Below are 22703 nucleotides of genomic sequence, written 5' to 3'. Positions count from 1 at the left end.
CCCGCTACTCGGCAAGGCGGCGGGTCAAAGCGACAGCTTCAGCTCGGCCGTCGCTTGGGCGCCGGCTTGGACCTCGACCGCTTGCACACCGACCCGCTGGGTCGCCGCCTTGACGGCGGTCACGTAGTACTTGCCGGGCTTCACCGCGTCGAAACGGAACGCGCCCCGGGCGTCGGTCGTTGCGGTCGCAACCGGCTCGCGAGCCTCGCTGAGCAGCTCGACTTCGACTCCCGGCTGCGGGCGCGGTCCCTCGCTCACGGCGCCGGCTACGCCGCCGAGGGCGGCCTGCTCGGGGCTGGTGAGATCGATACGTTTTGTTATGCGGCGGACGAGCCCGACGCCGTTGGTGGCCTCAACCGTGACGAGCACCGCCGGCGCGCCGGCGGCGGTCGGCAGCGCCGCGATCCACTGGCCGGGCGAATCGGGCGCCTGGGCTGCGGTGACGAGCGGCGCCCCTTTCGGCGGAGCGAGCGACGCGTCCGGCGCGCCGGCGTACGCTCGCACTTGCTGTACGCCGGTGAGCGGGTCCCTGGCGTCGATCCGCAGGGCGAGCGGCTTGCCGGCCACCGCCGCGCCGACCGCGTGCACGGCGAGCCGGTCAGCCGGGTCGCTATCGATGACAACCTCGCGGGCGGCCTCGGCGATCGATCGGCCGTCGGCGTCGACCACCGTCGCGACCAGCACCCGCTTGCCGGACTGCGAGGCGGTGTCGATCTCCTCGCGCCAATCGCCGTGCGTCGCAGAGACCAGCAGGGCGCCGTCGGGGGTCGGCGGGCCGAGGGTCACGAGCCCCTTTCGAGTGGCCGTGAGGCTGCGAGAGGCGAGGACCGCGCCGTCGCCGCGTAGTTGCAGGAGAATCTTTGCTCCGGCAACCGCCGGCGCCGCGGAGACGGCCGCCGTGAGCGGCTCGCCCGCGGCGATCATCCTCGGCGCCCGGAGTTGCACGACCGGCGCGGCGGGCCGTTGCAAGGCCGCCGACACGCCCGGCGGCGGCGCGCTGCCGACCCAGCGGAGCGTCGTCGGCACGCCCGAAATGGCGAGCTCGACGACGATCGCTTCGCCGGCAACCGCAGCGGGAGAGAGCGTCGCTCGGAGGGCGGCGCCGGGGGCGGAGGGCGTTAGGGCGCGTTGCAGCGCCGCGTCGGCGGCCAGCGATTCGCCGCTCGCGTCGGTGACCGACGCCGAGACCATCAAGCCGGCCGGCGAGCCGGCAAGCCGCGTGGTGTCGATCGACACCGACACGACCCCTTGGGAGTCGGTCTCCACGCGTGCGTCGGGGATCTCGATGTACGCAACAGGATCGGCGACTTGCACCTGGGCCGCCGCGCGTGCGACGACACGTTGCCCCTCCGGATCGCGGCACTCGATTTCGATCCGCTCGATTGCGGTGGGGGGCGCCGCTGGGTCTGGCTTAGTTGTCGGCGTGAGGACGACGGCCGCCTCGCCGAGCGGCGCGAGCTGGATGCTGCCGGTGAACTGCTCGCCGGCTAGCAGCGAGAGGTCCGCCGCGCGCGGGCTGTCGGTTTGATTGACGGCGATCAGGCGAAGCGGCGTCGCGATCGCGGTCGGCGGCAGCTTCAAAAGGTCGCCGATCCGGAGCCGCTGTCCCGCGATGTCCGCGTAGAAGGCTACCGGCGGGACGTCCGCGAGGGCGGGGGTCTCGACACGCAGGTGGGCCACGCCGGCCCCGGAGGTGAGCCGCAGCAAGAAGCCCTTCGTGGCGGCGACTTGGGCGATGCTTGCCGCGGGCTTCACGCTGGCGTCGACGCTCAGTTGGCTCGCCGCCGCGTCGTAGATCGAGTGAATCGCCAGGCTGTCGGCGGGCTGGAACGCCGTGACCCGGACGACCGGGACATCGGCGCCCGCTGCGCGAGCTGGCATTGGGGCGGTGACTTGCGCTGCGGGAGTCTCCGGCGCGAGGGTCGGCATCCGCAGCGGCTCGGCGGCCAGAGCCAGCGGCGCCGGCGCGTCGGTCAGACCGAGCCGCCGGGCGGCTTCCGCTAGCCGCGGCGTGCCCCCCAGGTCGGTCGACTCGGCGAGCAACCGCTGGGCATACAGCCGGTCCGCCGTGTCGGCACGCCGGGTAAGCAGCTCCCACGACGGGCCTGCTTCGGGCTGGTCGAAGACCGGATCGTGGCCGCCCGCCGGCAGCACCCGGGCGAGGCGGTCGAGCTCCTTCAGCGACGCGACGGCGTGCACCCGTTCGAACGCCGCCGCGGTCGAGCCCCGGATAGCAGAGAGCAACGCGACGGGCGGCGCGTCGTCGTTGAGCGCATCATCGACCTCGGAGCAAACCGACGGGCCCAGGCCGGTGAGGCCGACCAGCGCTGCGAACCGCTGCGCTTCGGCGCGGCATTGGGCCGCGTCGTCCGGCCGCGTTGCGGCGTACGTCGACTCGCGCGCCCGACGGCCCGTCCCCTCGGCGACGAACCGCGCGAGGCGGTCGAAGCGATCGTTGGCCACTGAGTTGAGCGCCATGACGAGTTCAACGCGCTGGGGCGCTGCAATCAACGAGGTTTCCAGCAGCCTCTCGCCTTCCGAGACTGCCGAGATTGACCCTTCCGACCGGATGCGCGCGACCAAGGAGTCGATGGCGGCGCCGCGGGTGGGGCGTAGCAACGTATCGAGCGACGCGGCGAGCGTCTCGGTCTCTGCTTGCAAGCGGTCCAGCCACCGCAGCGGGGGTCGCGCCGCGGAGGGCGTCGACGCCGACAGCGAATCGGCGAGCCGCCGCGACGCGTCGACCGCGTGCGACCAGTCGCTGGAGAGCGCGGCCGGGTCGCGGGACAGGCGGCCGGCTTCGCTGAGGACCGAGAAGGCCTGGTTGCGTGTCGCGATCGCCGCCCCGATGATCCGCCAATCCGACCGGGCCCGCGCGTAGCTCTGCCGAGCCCGGCGGGCGAAGGCGACCGCCTCGTCGAGCGACGCGTAGCCCGGCGACGCGGCCATCGCCCAGGCGGTCCGCCAGTGCCTGTCACCCTCAGCGATCGACCCGCCGACCCGCTCGATCGCGGCCGGGTCGGCCCGCAGGTGGTGGCCGAGCAGGGCGGTTTGGAAGAACTCCGCCACGATCGCGTCGGTCGCAGCGGGGCGCCCGGCTGAGATCTCCAGGAGCTGGTCGAGCAGGGTGACTTCGACCCAGTTGTTCGACGGCTCGAGCGTCGCCAAACGCTCTTTTGCCGCCTGGAGCCGTTCTCGGAAACCGTGCGTGGTCTGGGCCAGAGCCGCGATCGCGGCGGCGGCGGCCCGATCGGCGTCGGCGCCGGCGATCGCTTCGTCGAGCGCCGCGGCCGCTTTGTTCCCAGCCGGGGCGCCGGCCGCGTCGAGCCATGTGGCCCACGCGTCGACTAGCTGTGCGGGAGGGGCCCCGGTCCGCTCCGCCTGCTGCGCGAGCGACACGATCGGCCGGCTCGCGTATCGCGACTCGAGGAGGGTCGCTTCGCGTCGGAGAGGATCGGTCTGGGTCGCGAACCAGCGGCCGAGCGACTCGGGTTCGGCGCCTGCCCGCCAGCGGCGCTCGGCGTCGGCCAGGGCCGCGGCCCACCGCCGGACGAGCCGCGGCGCGGCCTGGCCGACGAGGCCGTCGCGCCAGGCGTCGTGATCGGCCCAGGCGTCGGCGAGCCACGCCGGGTAGTCGGTCGGCGCCGTCAGCGCGGGCGCCCATTGGCTGCTCGGCAGCACGCTGGCGACGAGGAAGTCGGCGCCGTCGGCCCTCAGCACGATGGGCGTCTGACTCGCGGACCCGACGCGCCGTGTCCACTGGGCGACGCTCTGCGACACGTAACGGCACAGCTCGCCGGCGGAAACCCGCGCGTCGGTCACGCCGCTGGGCCCCCAGCCGTCGGCTGCCCCCTTCAGGCCGGTCTCGAAGAAATACCCGATCGCGGTGCGCGCGCCGCCGTCCAAGAGGGATGGCCGCTGGCCGGGGGAGCAGCTGAGCAGGGTCCACCTCGACGGGGAAGGGTGTTCGCCGAGGCAGTCCAGCACACGCTGGCCTACGCCGCACGGGGCGAGGCCGGCCGACGCGTGGGCGAGGCCCCAGTCGAGGTCGAGCACCAGCAGGACGGGCGCCCGGTGGCGGTCGAGCGACTCGAGGACGCTCGCCAGCGGCACGACGCCGTCGGTCGTGAGCGGTTGATAGTCTTCGGCGGCGAGCTGCACGTCGCCGTGCTCGTCGCAGGTCGCGTACGCGCTCACGTACACCACACGCGGCTTGTCCGGGTCGTCTGGCCGCCGACGGAGCCGGCTCTGCAGCAGCTCGGCGGTCATGCCGCCCGCCAGGTGCAGCGGGTCGGCGTCGAGGCAAGCGAGTCCGGCGATGGCCGTGCGATCCGCGACCGCGGCCACATTGTCCGGCACGAGCGGAGTACGCAGGTGGTCGACCCAAGCGGCGACCAGCGGCGTCGGCGCCGGCCCGTCGATCCGCGTCGCGAAGCCCACCAGCGCGCCAGCGAGCCCGGCGCCGGCGAACGCGAGCAGGAACGCACGCATCGCGCGCGACGGGGCGGGGCGGTGGGGAGGTCGCATAGGGTCTCGCTCGTGGTGGTCGGCCGCTCGGGCCTTACAGCCGGCCGGCCGCGAACCAGCCGACCGACGGCGCCGGGCGGAGGTCTTCGGGCGTCGCCGGTCGCAGCTCACGGAACTCCAGCAGCGCGCCCGCGGCTTCGGCCCGCCGTTTCATGTCTTCCACCGACGACAGGCGCAGCGCACGCAGGTCGGTCTTCAGCTCCGCGGGCTCGACCGGCCAGAACACGGCGACCGACTGGCCGGCGGCGTCGTAGTAATCGTGGCGTTCGCCCTTGGCGCCGACGCCATCGAGCTGCACGTGGCAACGCGCGGCGCCGCTCAGGTGGACGACTACGCACGGCTGGTCGGTCCGGCGGCCGCTGGCGTCGGGCAGGCGCCGGGTCTCGGCGGCGAGCCGGAGCAGCCTCGTCGGCTGACCGTCGATGTCCCACGACGCGTCGAGCAGTTGCTCCACCTTGTCGAAGTCTTCCCCGCGCCGCGCCGCGATCGCCGCTTGCGGCGGGTCGGCGCTCCACCAGACGCGGAGCCCGTCGGGGCAGGCTTTCGAATCGGCCCCGCCCTCGGCACGCACCTCCCAAACCGGGCAGGGGTACCCATCGACGCGGCGCCAGGCGATGGTCGTCGGCTGCTCGCCGATGCACTCGCGCTCGAACCAAACCCAAGCCGGCCGCGCGACCCGCATCACGGCGTCCGGCGCCCCGCTTGGCAGGCGCTCGAGGGCGAAGCTCGTCGACGCGCCGCCGTCGGGCGTCCGCCGGCGATTGAGGACCGCCCCGCGCCACCCGGCCGATTCGGCCGCGGGCTTGTCTGGCCAGAGCAGCCGCGTGGCGCCAGCGCGGGACACCGACGGGGCGCCGGCCGCGCCCGACAACCGCACAAGCAACAGGTCGCCCCCGCCGAGGAACGCCCGTGGCGGCGACGCCTGCTGGGCGCCCACCGGCAGCGAGTACCAGCCCGTCGGCAGCGGCCGCGACGGCCAGACAGGCATTCCCTGGGCCGGCGACACGAGCGCTTCGCCCAGCGCCCGCCCGCCCGAAGCAATCGGCGCGACAACCGGCGCGCGGGATCGGGCTCCCCACACGGTTTGCAGAACCCGCGCGAGGGACTCGGGGTTGGCGGCCGGCCAGTACCCGCCCTGGGGGCGCATGTCTTGGACGAAAGCGAATTGCTCTTGGACGCGCCGCTGTGCGTCCGGCGGCAAGGCGAAGCCGATCACGTGCAGGGCGACGCCCGACGCCGAGAGCTCGCGCGAGAGCACGTCGCCGATCGATTCGCCCTCTGGGTTCGCCAGCGGATCGTTCGCGAAGCGGTTATCGACGCCGTCGGTGACCGCGATCACCGCCTTGTAGCCGGCGGCGGCTTGCAGGTCGCGGCTAGCGGTGAGGACCGCGCGGCCGAGGGCCGACTCGTTCCAGGGTTCGATCCGCGGGTAGGCGAGCCGCCGGGCCACGCGGTCGAGAAGCCCCGGGTCGGCCGGGTCCCACGACACGGGATCGACGACACGGCGGATCGCCGCCTCGGGTGGATCGACGGTCTTCGCGTCGCCTTGGGCTTGGCCGAACACCCACACGCTCACACGCACGCCGCGGGGCGTGTCGGCGAGGAGTCTTCGGAGCTCCGCGACGGCTTGTTCGTACTTCGACGACGCGGCGCCGGGCGCGCGGCCCATGCTGCCCGACGCGTCGAGGACGAACGCCACGGCGCCGTCGCCGCCGATCGGCCCGTCCGCCAACAGCGCGACCGCCGCTCCCGCAGGGGCCGGCGGGTTGTCGATCGACACGGCGGGACCCGCGTGCGGCGTGAGGGGAACGTCGATGCTGGCGGTGTAGCCGCGCCGCCAAGCGACGAACCGTGTCGTGGCGGCGGCGCTATCGGTGAGCGAGGGACCCAACGGGATCGTGGCGGCTTGGCCCAAAGGAACGATTCTGCGGCGTGCAGGCGCCGTGTCGCCGGGGAGTTCGGCCCACACGGCGGCGACGCCGCTTGGCGCCGGCGCGGAGGTCGACACGGTGATCGCCGGCCGTGTCGCCACGCGGTCGACGACGTCGATACGCGACGGCCCGTCGACGCCCAACTGGAACGGCTCGGCCACGCGTTGCAGGAAGCGGTCGATCTCGGCGTCGCCGGGGAGGGCGCGGTCGGCTAGCGACGCGTAGGCCTTCGCCGCGGCGGTCGCGTAGGGAGGGTCGTCTACCGCGGCGCCGGCCCAGCCGTCCGCCGCGGCCCGTTCGGCCCGCCACCGGTAGTAGTCGAACCGGCTCCGACAGACCATCGCGTCCAGCACCGTTTGCCCGCTCAGGCCGGTCTGGCCCCAGTCCAGCCGCCGCACCGGCGCCGCGTCGGATGGCCAGTCGCCAAGCGCTACGGTGGCCGGCGAGCCTTGCTCGATGCGCTGCGCGACCAGGGTCGCGTCGAGCGCGGCGCTGCGCCAGGCTTGGCCGACACGGCGGGCGACTCGGGCCGCGGCCGCCGCATTGGCGTCGCTTGCTTTGAGCGAAGCCGTGTCGGCGAGGTGGGCGCCCGCCCGGCCGACACCCCGGTCGTAGAGCCGCCGGCCGATCGCCGCGAGCGCCACGCGGACGCGCCGGACGGCCGCCTCGCGGCGCCAGTCGGCCTGCCGCTTGTCGTCGAGGTCCACCGCGCGTCGCGCGGTTTCGTCGAGTCGAGGCGCCGCTCCGACCAAGCGTTGCCTTTCGCCGGCGCCGATGTCGGGCGTCCGCAGCGCGGCCAATCGCCCCGCCCTGGCGGCCGCGCCGGTCCGCGTGAGTATCGCGGCGCGCCACTCGGCGACGTCGGCGCGGAGCTGCTCGAGGCGACCCTCCAGAGCGGTTCGCTTGGCCAGGATTTCTTGCGGCGTGGCGACCGGCTGGCCGCGAGAGGGGGGGTCGAGCACGTCGGCCAAGCCGTGGGCGGTTTGCCAAGCGTCTTCTAGCGCGCCGAGCAGCCGTGCGACCTCCTCCGGCCGGTCGCCAACACCGACCGGGATAGCGGCGATCGCGTCGCCGTAGAACGGCAAGAGGTCGAAGGCATCGTCCCGCGCGGCGAGCGCGCCGCGGACCGTGGCGGCGTCGGCGTGGAGTGCGGCGTAGGCGTCGGAGGCCGACTCCAGGGCGGCGGTCGCCCCCGGCAGGTACTGGTCGCCGCCGAACAGCAAGTCCTCGCCTTCGCGGCGGCTGCGGTCGGCCTCGTCGAATCGATCGAACAGCCACGACATCGCCGTCGCCTGCCGCGCCGCGTCGGCCCTGGAAGTGGGGCGGGCCGGGTGGTCGGCCGCCCGACGCGCGCCGATCGCCATTTGCAGTGCGTGGTTCCAGTCGGGGTGAGACCGGTTGGGGGGGAGCCCTTTGTCGAGCATGAGCACCAAGTGCGACGCGCTCGGCCGGAGGCCGTCGGCGGCGGGCAACCGGCCGAGGAGCTCGGCGCCGTGCCGGAGGTTGGCGCTGGGGCCCGCTTGCACGCGATCGACGAGCCACCCGTGCACCGCGCCGAGCCGCGTCCCGTCCGCGTCAGCCGACAAGCCTTCGATCAGCGGCGGCGTCGCTTCGGCCGGCGCGTCCCAGAGCTTCTCTAGTTCCGCGGCGACGCTCGGGTCGTCGAGCGGGCCGGCCGACAGCTCGACCGGGTCGGGCAAGCTGCCGGCCCAGCGCGACTGGCGGCGCACCATGGACTCGAGCTCGTCGAGCCGCGTAGCGAGCCGCTCGGCGGCCGCCGTGGCGCCCGCGAGCGTCAGCTCCTCGTAGCGCAAGAGCGTGCGCCGGTACCGGCGCCATACGACGCTGGCAGTCGATTCGGGGGCGACGGCTGCTTCGGCGAGCCTCTCAGCGTGACGCCAGAGGGAGTCGAGCCCGTCGCTGTTGGGCGGAGGATCGGTCGGCGAGGGGGCCGGCTCATCCGCACAGAGCGCGAGCTCCATGCGCTCGGCCAGCCGCCGGCCCTCGGCCGATTGGGGCAAGAGCAGCGGGGTTTGGGCCCGCCGCCACACGCTGCCCGCGTTGGCGGCCGCCGCCGCTCGGACGTGGTCGAACATCTCTGCGGCCGAGACGCGGCCGTCGTCGTTGGCGTCGGGGGCGTAGCCGGCGAGGGCTTCGGCAAACGCATTCAACGCGGCCGAACGGCGCCCGTCGGGGCACGGCCAACTGAGTTGGCCGGCGTCGCTCGTTGCGACGACCACCAAGCCCGGCGTGGCGGCGACTTGTGGCTCGAGGGCCTTCAGGCCCTCGGCGAAGCGGTTCTCGGCGTCGCCCCAGAACGGCTCGCCGGCTGAGGTCGCCGCGTCGAACACGACGAGCTTGTTCGTCGACTCGGGCAACTTGCCTAGCGCCGCGAACAGATCGGCGACACGCAGCCGGGCCTCCGGCGGGTCGTCCGGTCGGCAGTTCTCACGCAGCAGGTAGGGCCCACGCTCGTCGCTCCCGCCGTGCAATGCGACGAGCACCACGACGGTCGGCTCGTCCGCGTGCTCGAGCACCGACTCGAACGCGAATCGGTCGTCGACTCGCAACGGCGCCGCGGGGCCACGCACCAGGCTCTCCCGGCCCCACCCGCCCGGCGCGGTGGGGCGGACGCGGCACGCGTCGCTGAGGCTGTTCCACGCGTGAGCGTTGTGCGGGACGGACAGGTTTTCTGCGTAGTCCGAGCCGATGGGCGCCAATCGGATCGGCGCTGGCGGTTGCAGCAGGGCCGCGGCCACCGCCAGAGCGCCCGCCGCGGCGCCCAGCCCCCCAACACCGGCCGCCGCCAAGCGGCGACGCGACCGGCGCGAAACGCGGACCGGGTCGGCGGCGCCCGGTTGGGTGGTGCGTCGGAGCAAGGGCGCGCGAGACGGCATCGTGCTGGGACCTCGGGCGGGGATCGCGGACGGGCCGCGCCGCCCGGCGACGCGCCGAGAAAAAATAGCTCCCTCCCGGCGCGTGTGGCGAAAAAGCGACAACCAACTGGGCGAATACCTAGCGCCCGCAATTCCGCTGCGATCATTGCGAGCGATCGATCCGGCGTGGGCGCCGCAACTCTCCGGTTTTCGCCGACCGCTAGAGCGAAACGCCCGAGCGCTCGGGCCGCGCGTGTCCGATCCCCTTGGAGCGTGCGCGCCCTCCCCACCGGCTTGGCATGAGCGACCCCGACTGCAGCGAGACCCTCGACGACGCCGCGCGGCCGGTGCGCTTCGACTCGCCGGGATGCGAGGCGACGCTGTTCGTGACGCGTGTGCTCGGCGTGGAGGAGTTGTGCCGGCCCTTCCGGTTAGAGCTGTCGCTGCTGGCGGACGACGGGGCGATCGATTTCGCCGACGTGCTCGGCAAGTCGGCGCGGCTCACGGTCGAGCTGCCCGGGCAGAGCGAGCGGCACTGGCACGGCCTCGTGACGCGGTTCGCACAGACCGGGCAAGACGAGCGCCACGCGTTCTACGAGGCGACCGTCGAGCCGCCGCTCGTGCAGCTCGGCCTTCGCTCCGATTGCCGCATCTTCCAAGACCAGAAGGTCGACGACGTGCTCGACACGCTGCTGACGGGCCTCGCCACCCGCAGCGACTGCACGAAGTCCGACGCCCGGCAGCCCCGGAACTATTGCGTTCAGTACCGGGAGACCGACCTCGACTTCCTCCACCGACTGATCGAAGAGGCGGGCCTCTTCTACTTCTTCGAGCACGACGAGTCCGGCTGCACGATGGTGCTGGCGGACGACTCGACTCAGCTGGACGACACGGGCGGCGCGTCGCCGCTGGCGTACCGCTACACCGAGGGCGGCGTCCAATCGGGCCCGTCGATCAAGCAGTGGAGAAAGACCCAGCGGCTGACGCCCACCTCCGCGACGGTCCGCGACACGCACTTCCAAAAGCCGCGTGAGGCGTTCGAGTCGCTGCAGTCGACGCCCGACGACTTCGCCGTGGGCAAGGCCACGCACAAGCCGAGCCCCGCCGGGGTGAGCTACCCTTGGTACGCGTTCCCGGGGGGCTACGCGGCCCGCTACGACAGCGTGGGCAACCACCAGCAGGACCCCGACCCGGCGGGGTTCGAGAAGAGCCCAATCCAGTTCGTCCCTACCGACGCGGACGCCGCCGCTCGCCTGGAGTGCGAGCGGTTCGTGTGCCGCGCGATCCAGATCGACGCGGAGTCCGACGCCCTCTCGCTCGCGGCCGGCGCGGTGCTGCGGCTCGACGGGCACCCAACCGACGACGACCGCTACCTCGTGCGGCGGGTCGAGCACCACTTGACCATCGGCGACGCCCAATCGGAGCCCCTCGGCGGGTCGCTCTCGTACCGCAACACGATCGAGTGCCAGCCTGTCGCGGTCCCCTACCGGCCCCAACGCGTCACGCCGAAGCCCACCATCGCCGGGGTGCAAACGGCGATGGTGGTCGCCGATGCGACCGACAACGAGTCGGACCCCAAGAAGCTGCGATCGCAGCTCTACGACAAGTACGGCCGCGTGAAGGTGTGGTTCCCTTGGGACCGCCGCGAAGAGAAGCCCGCCGAGGGCGAGCCCCCCGACGCCGCGGCGGGGCCGACCGACCGGTCGTGCTGGGTGCGGGTCGCGCAGGTGTGGGCGGGAAAAAGGTGGGGCGCGTTCTTCTGGCCCCGGCACGGCAACGAGGTGCTCGTGGCGTTCGAGCACGGCGACCCGGACCGGCCGGTGATCGTCGGCAGCGTGTACAACGCCGAGAACATGCCGCCGATGGAGATGCCCTCCCAACAGGACCTCACCGGCATCAAGTCGTGCAGCGTGGCGGGCGACCCGTCGGTCGACTTCAACGGGCTCACCTTCTACGACGAGATCGGCAACGAGCACGTCGAGATCCACTCCGAGGCGCACACCGTCAACCACAACGAGCACAGCGAGCACGTGTTCACCCGTGGCAGCTCCGTGCGTGTGCGCGGCCGGCTCTTCGGCGGGCTCGACTCGGGCTCCGGCGGCGGACCGAAGCAAGCGGCCACGCGTGTCGAAAAGAAAGCGGTGGTCACGAAGGCCAAAAAGGGGACCAGCGAGCAATCGAAGAAACCGCCGGTCAAGAAGTCCGATGCCGTAAAGAAGCGGGCCGACGAGCAACACCCGCCGGCGACCAAGAAAGCCGTCTCGAAAGTCCCGCCCGGGTCCCAGCAAGCCGGCAAAAAGACGGTCGACAAGGCCGCGCCGAAGTCCGCCGCGCCGGTCGAGAAGAAAGTCGCCCCCTCGGCCGACCGGGACCCCCAAGCCGCCGAGCCCAAGCCCACGCAGGCCGCCGGGCCGGCCTCCGGCGCGGAGCGCGAGGAGCCGCCCAAGCGATCGAACTTGTTCGCGAGCAAGGCGTCGGAAACCAAGAACTGGGACAAGCTGCTCGCGGCGCTAGGCTACGAGGCGGACATCGAGGTCACCCTGGGCAACGCCGCGTCGGTCGTCACCGGCATGCCGTGGGGCACGACCGGCGAGATCGTCACCGGCGGCTCGATGTCGATGGTGATCGACCCCTCCGGCTGGCTCGACGAGGGCGTCATCGCCAAGGTGCAAGACCTGGTCGTGCCGCTGGGCGACTGGTCGGCGCTGTTCGGCGCGGGGCGGTCGCTGCACTACGGCCCGTTGACCACGGTCCACCACGGCCGCGAGATCGAACGCCGCAGCTCGCAGACCTACGACGCGTCGAACCCGCGGACCGCGTGGGTCGGCGGCATCATCACGGCCAGCGCAGCCATGTCGCTGCTCGCGTGGCGCAAAGAGAAGTCCGACCCGAAGGCGTGGGAGACCTACGTCCGGAAGCTCGGCCCGCGCGGCTTGTGCGGCATGCTCCTCAACCTGCTCCTGGAATTCGAGAAGGCCAACGGCGAGACCGACGCGGGCGAGGAGAAGCAACGCGAAGCGAGCAGCCTCAACGACCAGGTCGACGCGCTCGGCGCGAGCTACAAGTCGCTGCTGCTGGACCTGGCGGGCAAGGCGACCGAGACCGGTTCGGCGCTCGCGTCGGAGGGGGCGTCGGACCTGGCCGATCAACAGGCCGAGGCCGACTCGGCCGACACCTCGGTCGACGACACGGAGCAACGCGCGGCCGACGACGATTCCCAGAGCGACGACTCCGGCGGCGAGGCCGACGCGGCCGCCAACGACTCCGACGCCGCGCCCGATGACAACGCGCCCGACACCTCGAACCTGACCTACGGCGACAGCGACGCCGACGTGTTCGAGAGCTACGACGGCTTGCTCGCAACCGGCGCGCGGCACATCTCGCTCCGCGCGAGGTCCCTCGACGACGACGACACCGACGCGTCGCTCGTGCACATCGACGCCCAAGGCGGCGACGGCGAGGACAACGGGGTCGTCGCGATCAACTCGACGGGCCAGGCGACGATCGTGTGCGGCCCGGCCGCCTTCCAGATCCGCCGCGACGGCGAAACGGGCCAGATCGACGCCACCACCGGCGACGACGGCTCGATCACTTTCACGACCGGCGGCGAGTCGGGCAGCAAAGCGGTCATGACCCCCGACGGGATCACCCTGTCGGTCGGCGCCGAGGGCTCCGGCGCGGTGATCACGATGACCAGCGATGGCATCAAGCTCGCCGTCGGCCCCGACGGCGGACCGTGCCTGGAACTGACAACCTCCGGCGTGACGATGAGCACCGGGGCGAACAGCGTGGCGGTCGACCAGTCGGGACAAACGACGTCCGCCACGAATATCTCGCACGAGGCGCAGGTCGCGTTCGAGGGCAAGGGCGTGATGGCCTCGCTCGAGGCCTCGGCCCAAGCGACCGTCAAGGGCACCATCACCATGATCAACTAACCGACGAGGCCGCACCCATGGGCGCCCCCGCCGCGCGACTCACCGACATGCACGTCTGCCCGATGGTCACGCCGGGCGTGCCGCCGATCCCGCACGTGGGCGGGCCGGTGACCGGCCCCGGCGCGCCGACCGTGCTGATCGCTTCGATGCCCGCCTCGGTGGTGGGCGACATGGCGGTCTGTGTCGGCCCGCCGGACACGGTCGCGATGGGGAGCACCACGGTGCTGGTCGGCGGCAAGCCGGCCGCGCGGATGGGCGACTCCACAGCGCACGGCGGCACGATCGTGCTCGGCGCGCCCACGGTGCTAATCGGTTAGGCAATCCCATCCCGTGAGCAGATCGATGCCCGCCACCCTCGCCCCACCGCCGTGCGACGAACGCTTCACGTCGCTGGTCGACGCCGGTCGGCTCGCCGAAGCAGCCGAGCACGCCGCGCACGCGCTCGGCCCCCGTTTGGCCGTGTGGTGGGGAGCGCTGTCGGTCGCCAACGCCGCGGCGCCCGACGACGAGCCAGCCGCCGCTGCCCTCGACGCGGCGGTGGCCTGGGTGCTCCACGGCAGCGAAGCCACCCGCCGTGCGGCCGAAGCGGCCGGCGCGGCAGCCGGCGTGAAGTCCCCGGCCGGCGCGATCGCCATCGCGGCCTTCTGGTCCGGCGGCAGCATCTCGCTGCCCGGCCAGCCCGAGGTCGCCCCTCCGCCGGGCGTGACGCCGCGGCTGGTAGCCAGCGCCGTGTCGATGGCCTCCCTTTCGGCCCCGACGCGGCCCGCGGCCGACGCGCGCCTGCGGCAGTTCCTCCGGTTCGCGGCCGAGTTGTTGGCCGGCGAAAACCTGCCCCCCGCCCCGGAGGAGATCAAGCCGTGACGCTCGCCGCTCCGAGCCCCGCCGCAGCCACCACCACCCGCTCGTGCGGCGCGTTCGCACTGGCCGATGCCTACCAGTCGCTCGGCAGGCTCGAGCCGCCGGCGGCCGTGTGGCGGCGGCTGCGCCGTTGGCTCACCGACGACGGGGCCACGCCGACGCACCGCCTGGCGGCCGACGCGATCCGCTGCGGCATGGCGGCTGCCTGCCTGCGTTCGGCGCAACTCACTCCGCACGTGGTCGACGCGGTCCTGCGGACCGGGTGGCGGGCCGTTCTCAACCTCCGCGACCCCGTTGACCCGGCGGCCGGCCACTTCGTGCTCGCCCGACGCGTGGCCTACGGCGCCGTGTTGATCGACGACCCGCTGCGTCAGCAAACCTATCGGATCGCCGGCGAGCGGCTCGCGGAGCTCTGGTCGCCTGCCGGCGCGTGCCAGGAAGTCACCGGTGGCGTCCTGGTGGCGATCGGGCGCCGCCGGGCGATCGACCCGCGTGACTGCGCCGATTGCCCCGAGTGCGGTGGCGAGTTCCTCCTGCCGGCGGTCCTCGGCCTCGGCTGGCGGCGGGCCTGGGCGCCGGCGTGGGCCGCGGCTCACTGCCCGTGGTGCGACGCCCTGGCCACGCCCCTCCCAACCGATCTGCTCCGAGCATGAAACCTCCTCTGATCGACGCGGTGACCGCTACGCTCGCCGAGCTCGGCGACGAATTGGCCGACGCGCAGCACGGCCCGATCGACCCGCAGCTGCGTAGCGAGCTGGCGCGTCTGTCGGCCGCCACGCGGGTGGCCCTCGCGCGGGTCGCCCAGAGCCACGCCGCCGCCGAGGACGCGATCGCGGCGAAGCGGCGCCGCGTGGCGCAACTCGCGGCCGCGAACAAGGCGGCGATCCAGGCCAAGCAAAGCCCGCCCGCCGCGCCTGAGAAATCCGTGCCGCCGCCGGTTGCGCCGATCGATCCGACCCTCGGCCGACGCACCGCTGCCGCCCTCCTCGCGCGGCAGCCCAAGCCGCCACGCCGGGAGACCAACGAGCCCGTCGGCTCGGTCCTCGACCACTGGGACTGGTCGCCGCGCCCGCGCGATCAGTAGCGGAATCGCAGCTCGGTGCGGACGAGCGTGTCGGCCCAGGAGTCGGACGTCATCGGCGCGAGGTAGGACACGCCGATGTCGGCTCGGTCGCAGAAGAAGACACGGAAGCCAGCGGCCGCGTGCACGTAGTTGTCCCCGCTCGCGCGGCGCGTGACGACTCCGCCGGCGCCGTCGGACGCCGTGTACGCGCCGTCTTGGAATCGCCAGCCGGCCAGTTCCAGGCTGCCGATCACCGGCACGCCGGGGTGCGGGCGGGCGAGCACGCGGTTGTAGGCCGCGTTGTAGCGGAAGATCGCGCCGGCGTAGGTCGGGTCGCCGGCGATCGGGATCCACTCGTTGAGCTCGACTTGCAGGTACGAGCCCGGCGACAAGTTCAAGCCGAAGATCAGCCCCGGCTCGAGCGACGTGTGCCCCACGCCCAGCCCCTTGCCGACCGAACCGGCCGGCACGTGGGTCTGCATCTGGAAGGCCATCTGCACCAGCTCGGTGTCGAAGAGCAAGGTCTTCGTGCCGATCGTCAGGTCGCCGAAGCCGGCCTCGTGCCCGCCCGCGTAGTCGAGCGACCGGTAGCTGTAGTCGACCCACGCGCCGAACGAGCCGTGGGCCACTTCGGCGTAGTGACGGAGCTCGTCGTAGTCGACGCGCGGCGGCTGCACGTTGGGGCCCCGTCCACCGGCGCCCGTCCGCGCCCAGAAGTACTCTGCCCGGTCGGCTTGGAAGAGGTCTTCGGCCCAGTCCCACCGGAAGCGTTGTTGGTTCACGGGGCGCGCGGCGGCGGTGAAGAAGGCCGCGTCGGCGCGCGGCCGCCACTGCGGCCGGTAGCAAGGGTCGGGGCAGCACAAGCCGCGGTACACCGCGCGGGCGAAACGGCCGCCGCGTGTCGCCCCCGCGCAGTCGCCGCAGCAGCCGCCGCTCGAGCACGCGTCGCCGCAATAGTCGCAGAAAGCGATCTCGCCAAGTCCGGCTAGCGGACCGGCCGCCGGCGCCGCGCCGATCGGCTCGGGCGGCTCGGTCTCGATCGCCAGCGGCCAGGGCGGCGGCGCTGGCGGGGCGGGCTCGATCGGACCGATCGGCTGGACCGGCGGCAGGCGGATCACGGCCGGCGCCGGGACCTCCTCGGGCGCGTGAGCGGTGGGCTCGGCGTCGGCGGTGATGAGCGCGCCGACGTCGTTCGGGCCGGGCGGCGGCAACCGCCGGGGCTCCGCTTGGCCGCGGGCGTCGATGCCGACGGCGCAAGCCGCTAGCAGCGCCGCCACCAGGGCGCTGCGGCGGGTCGGGTGGCGTCGGCGGCGTCGATCCATCTCGCTTCGCTCGGCCGCGGTGTTTTGGTCGGGATCCGGGCCGGGTCCGGCCGACAATCACAAGGTCGGCAGCCCCGCTTAATCGGAATCTTCGTCACAACCGCCCCCCCGACTTGTGGTCTTGGCATGAGCCGCGTGTGTATTCGCCGCAAGACCACACCCGGCCGCCTGCTCTGGGTCGCTGTGGCGGCGGCGCTTGCGCTGCCGGCGGCGGCGCCAGCCCCCGCGCCGGGCGGGCCACCGGCGGTGGTCGACACGGCGCTCGAGCCACGTGGCGTGTGGGGCGACTTGTGCTGGCTAAGCCGCCGCGCGCACCTGAAGTGCAAGACCTCGCCGGCCGGCAAGTTCTTGATCAACGCGGTCCGTCCGATCTCCGCTCTTTCCGGCGGGCTGATCCCGACCCCCAACGATAACCACTTCGCGGCCGCCGTGGAGCTGCACGCGACCAAGCCCCCCGGCATGCACCCCGGCGCCGCGCCGGCCCCGCCCCCGCCGCCGCCACCGGGCGTGGCGGCCGCTGCCAAGATCAAGACCGAACAAGCCCAGGCGCAGATCCGCCGCGACGCGGTCGCGTACCTGGCGGGGCTCGACTGCCGCTACTACCCCGAGGCCGAGGCCGCGCTGATCGCCTCGCTCCGCGCGGACCGCGACGAGTGCGTGCGGCTCGAGGCCGCCAGGGCGCTCTCTTCGGGCTGCTGCTGCACGCCGGCCGTCGTCAAGGCGCTCTCGATCTGTGTGACGGGCTCCGAAGAGGACGGCAACCCGGCCGAGCGCTCCGGTCGGGTCCGACGGGCGGCGCTCTACGCGCTCGAGAAATGCGCGGCCTGCCAAGCCTGCCAGCCCACCCCCGTCGGCGGCGAGTCACCCGAGGCGCCGATCCCCCTCATCGAGCCCACCGAGGGGGTGACCCCGGCCTCGTACGCCGCGCCGAGCAACCCTCCGCCCGCCGCCGCCCGGCCGCCTGCGGCGACCGGCGAGACCACGCTGTGGGGCCTCTGGAAATCGGCCGGTAAGCCAGGCGGATGAGCCGGGCCGCGCAAAGAGCAAGCCCGCGGAGGCCGAGGCCGCCACGGGCTTGTCGTTGGATTGAGCGGGTGTCGCCGGCTCGGCGCTCCCAGATCAGCGCTCCCAGATCAGCGCTTTGAGAATTGGGTGCCACGCCGCGCGCCGCGGAGGCCCGGCTTCTTGCGTTCCTTCATCCGCGAGTCGCGGGTGAGGAAGTGCTTCTCGCGGAGCTTCTCGTCCAGGTCGCTGTCGTGCTTCAGCAGCGCCCGAGCGATCCCCTGCATGCACGCGCCGGCCTGCCCCGTGAGGCCCCCGCCGTGCACGAGGATGACCACGTCGACCGAGTCCTTCACCTCGCAGTGCTCCAGCGGCGCGAGCACTTGGTTCTTGTACTGCGGGATCGGGAAGAAGTCGTCCAGCTCACGCTGGTTGATCGTGATCTTCCCGTTGCCTGGGCGGATGCGGACCCGGGCGACGCTCGTCTTGCGGCGGCCGGTTCCCAGGGCGTCGAGCGTTGCGGAAGGCATTTGTCGAATGCGGAAGTGGGATTGCGGATTGCGGAATGTCTCGTTGGCGAGCCCCCGGCGTTCAGTCGGGGGTGGCCGGGCTAGGACCGCTCAGCTAACCGTCGTCGGCTCAGCGGACCGTCGAAGGGTCCAGCACCTCGGGCTGCTGCGCCTGATGCGGGTGGTCCGGGCCGACGTAGAGCTTGAGCTTGGCCAGCATCTTGGTCGCGAGCTTGTTCTTCGGGAGCATCCGGCGGACGGCCTCCTTCAGGATCAGCTCGGGCCGGCGCGCCAGGCGGTCTTCGGCCGAGATCGTCCGCTGCTGCGGGTAGCCGGTGTACCAGGCGTAGCTCTTCTGCTCCCACTTGCGGCCGGTGAAGCGGACCTTCTCGACGTTCGTCACCACGACGAAGTCGCCCGTGTCCACGTGCGGCGTGTAGGTCGGTTTGTGCTTGCCCATCAGCACCACGGCGATCTGGCTCGCCAGGCGGCCGACGACTTGGTCGGTGCCATCGACCAGGTGCCACTTCGGCTCGACTTCGCTCTGCTTGAGCTGAGTGGTTCGCTGCAGGGGGCGGGTGATCGTTCCCATGGGGGGGACTCGCTAGCAGACGCTCTGAATCGGTTCGTTTAGGGCCCATCGGCCCAGACCCCGGGCGGGGAGCCCCGTATCCTATCGGCGGCCGCCAGGCTCCACAAGCGGCAAACGCTCGGCGAGTCGCAGCGCCGCCAACAGCCCAAATCCCCGCCACCGGAGCCTCGCGCGTGAGCCCGGGGAGGAGAATCCGGCTCGGCTCCGCGATCAGCTCCCCGGGCTGACGCCCGAGGCTCCGCATTGGGGGGCTCATCGAGCCGAAGTGGGGGCGGCCGGCAGAGAATCGCCTACGCAAATCGCCGGGTGGGCGGGGCTGCGGTCCTGGTAAACACTCAGTAACACTCCGCCACCAAGGTTCCCCAGGACCCTCCCGATGACTGTCGGCGTCCCGAAAGAGGTCAAGCCAGACGAGTACCGTGTCGCGCTGCTGCCGGTCGGCGCCGAGGAACTGGTCCGCCGGGGGCACCGCGTGCTCGTCGAGCGGTCCGCCGGCGAGGGCTCGGGGCTGACCGATGAAATGTACTCGGAGGTCGGCGCGACGCTCGTCGACACGGCCGACGAGGTCTGGGGCGAGGCCGACCTCATCGTGAAGGTCAAGGAGCCACAGCCCGCCGAGTGGCCCAAGGTGCGGCCCGGCCAGACCGTGTTCACCTACTTCCACTTCGCCGCCAGCCGCGAGCTGACCGAGGCCATGCTCCACAGCGACGCGACAAGCGTCGCCTACGAGACGCTCGAAGACTCCGCCGGCCGACTGCCGCTCTTGACCCCCATGAGCGAGGTCGCCGGCCGAATGAGCATCCAGGAGGGCGCCAAGTACCTCGAGCGGCCGCAGATGGGCCGCGGCATCTTGCTCGGCGGCGTGCCGGGCGTCGCGCCGGCCCATATCACGGTGATCGGCGGCGGCGTGGTCGGCGCCAACGCGGCAAAGATCGCAGCCGGCTTCCAAGCGAACGTGGCGATCCTCGACGTGAACATGGACCGCCTGCGGTACCTCGACGACATCATGCCGCCCAACGTCGACGTGCTCTTCAGCGACCGCCACACGATCCGCCGGCAATTGGAGCGGGCCGACCTGGTGGTCGGCGCGGTGCTAATCCCCGGCGCGAAGGCGCCCCACCTCGTGGAGCGGGAGGACCTCGCGCGGATGGCCACCGGCAGCGTCATCATCGACGTGGCGATCGACCAAGGCGGCTGCATCGAAACCAGCCGCCCGACCTCCCACGCGGAGCCGACCTACATCGTCGACGGCGTCGTGCACTACTGCGTGACCAACATGCCCGGCGCGGTCGGCCGCACCAGCACGTTCGCCCTCTGCAACGTGACGCTCCCCTGGGTGCTCCGCCTGGCCGACGCGGGCGCAGGTGTGGAAGGGGTGAAGAAGGCCGCCGCCGAGTGGAAGCCGATCGCGCTGGCGGTGAACCTGATGTCCGGCCAGGTCACCAACCGCCCGGTGGCCGACACGTTTGGGCTGCCGTACGCGGGCTGCGTCGGCGCGTGACCGCGGCCGCGGCGAGGGCGGCGAGCATAACCCCCGATGGCTCGGGGATGCTCACGACGAGCAGGCCGCGCGTGCCGTCGGTGAAGCCGACACTGACGAGGTACTCTCCGCGCTCGTTCAGCAGCGTGCGGTAGCGCGGCCTCCGGGGTGCGAGACTAGCAGCATCAACTACCACGTGCCACCAAGCCGGGCCGAATCGGAGCTGGCCAACGGACCCGCGATGCTCCTCTTCAAACGCAAGTTCCTCCCCGCTATCCGCTCCGGCGAGAAGACGCAAACGATCCGCTTGTGGAAACACCGCCGCATGCGGGCCGGGCAGGGGAGCTACGTCCCCGGCGTGGGGCGGGTGCGGATCACGGGCGTCGAGCAGGTCGGGCTCGGCGACCTCACCGACGCCGACGCCCGGCTCGACGGCTTCCCCACCGCCGAGGCGCTGCGTGAGGAGCTTGGCACGATCTACGGCGACCAGCTCAACAGCGGCCGGCGGCTGTACCGGGTTGGGTTTGTGGTGGAGTGAGGGAAGGGGGAAGGGGGAGGAGGGAAGAGGGAAGCGGGGACGCCCGCTCGCGCTCCCCTCATCCCTCATCCCTCATCCCTCATCCCTCATCCCTCATCCCTCATCCCTCATCCCTCATCCCTCCTTCGCGACATCGCTCTTGCCCGCCCCGCCGCGGCTCACTAGCGTCGGCGCGGTCCTGTTTCCTCCGAAGGGTCTGAGCGATGGCGGAACAAGAAGCGAGCCCGTTGCGAACGCTTTACCGCTCGGCGGTGATGCTCGGCACGCTCGCGTGCGGGGCGATGGCGGCCTACCACTACGGCCCGCCGCCGGAACGGCTGGCGACCCTGATCAACTCGGCCGCCCAGCACGCGGGGCTCGCCTACGCCGACCCGATCGGCGAGGAAGCCGAGTCCGCCACGCCGGCCGACTCCGTCGCGCAAGCCGCGGCGTTGTTCGCAGGCCCCCCCGACGACGCGATCCAGTTGGCGTCGTTGCAAGAGCCGATGGCGGGGGGCTCGGCGGACGCCAACACCCAAGCCGACGCGGTCATCCAGCCGCTGCTAGCAGCCGGGGCGCAGCGGGCCGAAGTCCGCCCGATCGGCGCCGGCGCCGACCAGGTGTTTCAAGCTATTGCCGTCGCGCCGGCCGAGTTGGACAGCCAGGATTCGGTCGACCAGGGCTTGGTTGGACAGGGCTTCGGCGAACAGGGATTCGGCGAGCAGGGCTTCGGCGAGCAGGGCTTAACCGTGCGGCTCGACGCGCTCGGCGACACGCCCGAGGAAGCGGTCGGCCGCTTGGTGGAGAAGCTGTCGGCTCGCCGGGCCCAATGATCGGCACATCGACCTAGCAGGAGGCCCCGTGACGCATCCCCTGGCCCAGCCCCGCGGGTTGGCGCCGCCGCGGCTGCCCGCCTGTTGGCGCCCGGCGGGCCGCCGCTTCAGCGTCGGTGCACAGGCGCCGGAGACCGGCCGGTCGGGGCCCGCCGACGGCGCCGCTACGCGGCTCGCGCGGGTCGAGGCCGCGCTGTGGTTCGGCGAAGCGGCCCTCAGCCCGCGTCGGCTGGCTCGGGCGGCGGGGCTGTCGGGGCCGAGCGAGGCCCGCGAGTTGGTCAATCGGCTACGGGAAGTCTACGCGGGCGGACGCGGCGCATTGGAGGTGGTTGAGGTGGCGGGCGGGTTCCGGCTGGTCACGCGGGCCGCTCTGGCGCCGTGGATCGAGCGGCACGAGCCGGCCGGCGGGGTCGGGGGCGACTGCCGGCTGAGCGGCTCGGCCACCGAGACGCTCGCCGTGGTGGCCTACCGGCAACCGGCGACGCGGTCCGAGGTCGAGGCGATCCGGGGCGTGGGGTCCGGCGACGTGCTGAGGCAGTTGCTAGGCGCCGACTTACTGCGTATTGTCGGCCGCTGCCAGGAGCTGGGTCGGCCGCTGCTGTACGGCACGACTCAGCATTTTTTGGAAGTTTATGGGCTAGGCAGCCTCGACGACTTGCCGGACCTTGATGAAGACGCTGGCGCCCCCCAGCCGAGTAAAGACAACGCGCCGGCGACACAACCCGCCTGAGTCGCTGCGTCGCCCGAATCGAACTCTTGGACACGACCGCTCCGACCGACCACGTCCCATGACGACGAGCCTTTCCCTCTTCGCTGTGCCAACCGCCACCGCGCACGCCGGCCGCCGCCAACCGCTCGCCGGCGGCCCGCTGGGCGAGGACCCGCTGCGCGCCCTCACGCCCGCGGAGGACGACGACGACGAGTACGAGTACGTCGACGTCTACGACGACGAGGAGGACGAGGACGAGGAATTCGAGGACGACGAAGAGGACGACGACGAAGAGGACGACGACGACGACGAGGAGTACGAAGACGACGAGGAATTCGAGGACGAGGATGACGTCGAAGACGACGAAGAGGACTTCGAAGAAGACGACGATGACGAGTGGGAAGAAGTCGAGGACGACGAGGAACTCGACGACGACTACGACTACGAGTACGAAGACGACGACGACGACGAAGAGGACGACTACGAGTTCGAAGACGACGAGGAATGAGAGCCCCGAACTAGCCGGCCTCAGGCGCGGCTCGCTCTCTT

16 protein-coding genes are annotated in these 22703 nt (G+C 72.3%); 11 read left to right on the top strand and 5 right to left on the bottom strand.

Annotation, left to right across the window (positions count from 1 at the left end; all coding sequences use genetic code 11):
* Window positions 1-24: 24 nt before the first annotated feature.
* Window positions 25-4527, bottom strand: a complete 4503-nt coding sequence (locus RIC11_RS17160) for a carboxypeptidase regulatory-like domain-containing protein (protein ID WP_350213490.1) — start codon at window positions 4525-4527, stop codon at window positions 25-27.
* 34 nt (window positions 4528-4561) lie between these two features.
* Window positions 4562-9355, bottom strand: a complete 4794-nt coding sequence (locus tag RIC11_RS17155) for a vWA domain-containing protein (RefSeq protein WP_350213489.1) — start codon at window positions 9353-9355, stop codon at window positions 4562-4564.
* Between the two features lie 278 nt (window positions 9356-9633).
* Here RIC11_RS17155 and RIC11_RS17150 point away from each other — a divergent pair, with 278 nt between their 5' ends.
* From RIC11_RS17150 to RIC11_RS17130, 5 genes are read left to right on the top strand one after another with little or no spacing between them, the layout of a single operon-like run.
* Window positions 9634-13269, top strand: a complete 3636-nt coding sequence (locus tag RIC11_RS17150; protein WP_350213488.1) for a type VI secretion system Vgr family protein — start codon at window positions 9634-9636, stop codon at window positions 13267-13269.
* 17 nt (window positions 13270-13286) lie between these two features.
* Complete coding sequence (locus RIC11_RS17145) at window positions 13287-13586, top strand: PAAR domain-containing protein (protein ID WP_350213487.1); 300 nt, start codon at window positions 13287-13289, stop codon at window positions 13584-13586.
* A gap of 25 nt (window positions 13587-13611) precedes the next feature.
* On the top strand, window positions 13612-14130 hold the full coding sequence (locus tag RIC11_RS17140) for a DUF6931 family protein (RefSeq protein WP_350213486.1): 519 nt from the start codon (window positions 13612-13614) through the stop codon (window positions 14128-14130).
* Window positions 14127-14780 (top strand): hypothetical protein, encoded by a 654-nt coding sequence (locus tag RIC11_RS17135; RefSeq protein ID WP_350213485.1) that lies wholly within the window; start codon window positions 14127-14129, stop codon window positions 14778-14780. Before RIC11_RS17140 ends, RIC11_RS17135 begins: the two co-directional genes overlap by 4 nt.
* Complete coding sequence (locus RIC11_RS17130) at window positions 14777-15211, top strand: hypothetical protein (protein ID WP_350213484.1); 435 nt, start codon at window positions 14777-14779, stop codon at window positions 15209-15211. The genes RIC11_RS17135 and RIC11_RS17130 overlap by 4 nt, the downstream gene beginning before the upstream one ends.
* On the opposite strand, the gene RIC11_RS17125 is transcribed toward RIC11_RS17130, so the two are convergent.
* Window positions 15205-16512 (bottom strand): transporter family protein, encoded by a 1308-nt coding sequence (locus tag RIC11_RS17125; protein WP_350213483.1) that lies wholly within the window; start codon window positions 16510-16512, stop codon window positions 15205-15207. The genes RIC11_RS17130 and RIC11_RS17125 overlap by 7 nt on opposite strands.
* A 126-nt stretch (window positions 16513-16638) precedes the next feature.
* Between RIC11_RS17125 and RIC11_RS17120 the strand changes: the two genes are divergently transcribed.
* Window positions 16639-17538: a HEAT repeat domain-containing protein gene (locus RIC11_RS17120; protein WP_350213482.1), complete on the top strand. Its 900-nt coding sequence runs from the start codon at window positions 16639-16641 to the stop codon at window positions 17536-17538.
* Window positions 17539-17645: 107 nt separating this feature from the next.
* On the opposite strand, the gene rpsI is transcribed toward RIC11_RS17120, so the two are convergent.
* On the bottom strand, window positions 17646-18044 hold the full coding sequence (gene rpsI / locus RIC11_RS17115; protein WP_350213481.1) for a 30S ribosomal protein S9: 399 nt from the start codon (window positions 18042-18044) through the stop codon (window positions 17646-17648).
* Window positions 18045-18153: 109 nt separating this feature from the next.
* Window positions 18154-18615, bottom strand: coding sequence for a 50S ribosomal protein L13 (rplM, locus tag RIC11_RS17110; RefSeq protein WP_350213480.1), 462 nt, complete (start codon window positions 18613-18615; stop codon window positions 18154-18156).
* 376 nt (window positions 18616-18991) lie between these two features.
* On the opposite strand from rplM, the gene ald reads away from it, so the two are divergent.
* The 5 genes from ald (at window position 18992) to RIC11_RS17085 (ending at window position 22662) form a co-directional block, all read left to right on the top strand.
* Window positions 18992-20116, top strand: a complete 1125-nt coding sequence (gene ald, locus RIC11_RS17105) for an alanine dehydrogenase (protein WP_350213479.1) — start codon at window positions 18992-18994, stop codon at window positions 20114-20116.
* 220 nt (window positions 20117-20336) lie between these two features.
* Window positions 20337-20633: an ASCH domain-containing protein gene (locus RIC11_RS17100; protein ID WP_350213478.1), complete on the top strand. Its 297-nt coding sequence runs from the start codon at window positions 20337-20339 to the stop codon at window positions 20631-20633.
* 203 nt (window positions 20634-20836) lie between these two features.
* Entirely contained in the window at window positions 20837-21445 is a 609-nt protein-coding gene (locus RIC11_RS17095) for a hypothetical protein (protein ID WP_350213477.1), read from the top strand.
* Between the two features lie 28 nt (window positions 21446-21473).
* Entirely contained in the window at window positions 21474-22175 is a 702-nt protein-coding gene (gene scpB / locus RIC11_RS17090) for an SMC-Scp complex subunit ScpB (protein WP_350213476.1), read from the top strand.
* Window positions 22176-22233: 58 nt separating this feature from the next.
* On the top strand, window positions 22234-22662 hold the full coding sequence (locus tag RIC11_RS17085; RefSeq protein WP_350213475.1) for a hypothetical protein: 429 nt from the start codon (window positions 22234-22236) through the stop codon (window positions 22660-22662).
* The last annotated feature ends 41 nt before the right edge of the window (window positions 22663-22703 follow it).

Origin of the sequence: Botrimarina sp., assembly GCF_040219535.1 — a bacterium.
Taxonomy (GTDB): Bacteria; Planctomycetota; Planctomycetia; order Pirellulales; family Lacipirellulaceae; genus Botrimarina.
Note: the sequence above shows the minus strand (reverse complement) of the source record. Positions and strands in the feature narration are given on the sequence as shown.